This is a genomic window from Streptomyces sp. NRRL WC-3549, assembly GCF_000721935.1.
Lineage (GTDB): Bacteria > Actinomycetota > Actinomycetes > Streptomycetales > Streptomycetaceae > Streptomyces.
On the sequence record NZ_KL585389.1, the window covers coordinates 119,854 to 122,180 of the forward strand.

At 67.4% G+C, this 2,327-nt stretch carries 1 protein-coding gene and 1 pseudogene; both read left to right on the plus strand.

Annotated features, from left to right (window positions below):
- Positions 1-1,904: pseudogene (locus IH13_RS0107900) on the plus strand (Secreted glycosyl hydrolase); the annotation flags it as partial.
- Positions 1,905-2,022: 118 nt separating this feature from the next.
- Positions 2,023-2,327: LacI family DNA-binding transcriptional regulator (locus tag IH13_RS0107905; protein ID WP_158791096.1), on the plus strand; the 305-nt coding region annotated here is incomplete at its 3' end.

Consider the following 2,327-nt stretch of genomic DNA (forward strand, 5'->3'; position numbering starts at 1 on the left):
GCATCACCCTGAGCCTCCTCGACGCCAAGGGCGCCACGGTGAAGACCCTCACCGGCGCGCACACCGGCGCCATCGCGGCCGGCGCCACGACCGCCCCGGTCCAGCTCGGCAGCTGGACCGCGGTCAACGGCTCGTACACGGTGAAGGTCCAGCTCGCCGCCGACGCCAACGAGCTGCCGGTCAAGCGGGAGAACAACACCAGCACCCAGACGCTGTTCGTCGGACGCGGCGCCAACATGCCGTACGACATGTACGAGGCCGAGGACGGGGTCACCGGCGGTGGCGCCAAGGTCGTCGGCCCGAACAGGACCGTGGGCGACGTCGCGGGCGAGGCGTCCGGCCGCAAGGCCGTCACCCTGGACGGTGTCGGCCAGTACGTCGAGTTCACCACCCGGGCCTCGACGAACACCTTGGTCACCCGCTTCTCCATCCCCGACGCACCGGGCGGCGGCGGCATCGACTCGACGCTGAACGTCTACGTGGACGGCACCTTCCTCAAGGCCGTCGACCTCACCTCCAAGTACGCCTGGCTCTACGGCAACGAGACCGCGCCCGGCAACTCCCCGGGCGCCGGAGCGCCCCGCCACATCTACGACGAGGCCAACCTCATGCTGGGACGCACCGTCCCGGCGGGCAGCAGGATCCGGCTGCAGAAGGACGCGGCCAACACCAGCACCTACGCGATCGACTTCGTCAGCCTGGAGCAGGTCACCCAGGTGCCGAACCCCGACCCGGCCTCCTACACGGTGCCGGCCGGCTTCACCCACCAGGACGTCCAGAACGCCTTGGACAAGGTCCGCATGGACACCACGGGAACCCTCAAGGGCGTCTACCTGCCGGCCGGCGACTACCGGACGGCGAGCAAGTTCCAGGTCTACGGCAAGGCCGTGCAGGTCGTCGGCGCGGGGCCCTGGTTCACCCGGTTCCACGCCCCGTCCACCCAGGACAACACCGACATCGGCTTCCGCGCCGAGGCCAGTGCGAAGGGCTCCTCCTTCGCGAACTTCGCGTACTTCGGCAACTACACGTCCCGTATCGACGGGCCCGGCAAGGTGTTCGACTTCGCCAACGTGTCGGACATCGTGATCGACAACATCTGGAACGAGCACATGGTGTGCCTCTACTGGGGCGCCAACACCGACAACATCACCATCAAGAACTCCCGGATCCGCGACATGTTCGCCGACGGCGTCAACATGACGAACGGGTCCACCGACAACCACGTCACCAACAACGAGGCACGCGCCACCGGCGACGACAGCTTCGCCCTCTTCTCGGCGATCGACGCCGGCGGCGCGGACATGAAGAACAACGTCTACGAGAACCTGACCTCGATCCTCACCTGGCGCGCGGCGGGCCTGGCCGTGTACGGCGGCTACGACAACACCTTCCGCAACATCCACATCGCCGACACCCTGGTGTACTCCGGGATCACCGTCAGCTCGTTGGACTTCGGCTACCCGATGAACGGCTTCGGGACCGGCCCGACATCCGTCGAGAACGTGTCGGTGGTGCGCTCCGGCGGCCACTTCTGGGGTTCGCAGACCTTCCCCGGCATCTGGCTGTTCTCCGCCTCCAAGGTGTTCCAGGGCATCCGCATCTCGCACGTGGACATCGTGGACCCGACGTACAGCGGGATCATGTTCCAGACCAACTACGTGGGCGGACAGCCGCAGTTCCCGATCAAGGACACCGTGCTCACCGACATCTCGATCACCGGGGCGCGCAAGAGCGGCGACGCGTTCGACGCGAAGTCCGGGTTCGGGCTCTGGGCCAACGAGATGCCCGAGGCGGGACAGGGGCCGGCGGTCGGTGAGGTCACGTTCAACGGTCTGAAGTTCAAGGACAACGCGCAGGACGTCAGGAACACCACCTCCACCTTCACGATCGACGTCAAACCGTAGGGAGAGTCCGGCAGCGCGGAAACAGGGTGCCCCACGCGCGACCGTGGGGCACCCTGGTGCGTACAGACTTTGCATCCTTACGTCGGCTGATTGCAAGAATTGCGCTAGCGTTGCCGCCATGACGCGACGACTTGCCCAGGTGGCGCAGAAGGTGGGAGTCAGCGAGGCCACGGTGAGCCGGGTGCTCAACGGCAGACCAGGGGTCTCGCGCACCACCCGCGAGTCGGTGCTGACCGCGCTCGACGTCCTCGGCTACGAGCGGCCCACCCAGCTGCGGGGCGAGCGCGCCCGGCTCGTCGGTCTGGTCCTGCCCGAACTGCAGAACCCGATCTTCCCGGCGTTCGCCGAGGTGATCGGCGGCTCCCTCGCCCAGCAGGGCCTGACCCCGGTGCTGTGCACCCAGACCAAGGGCGGGGTCTCCGA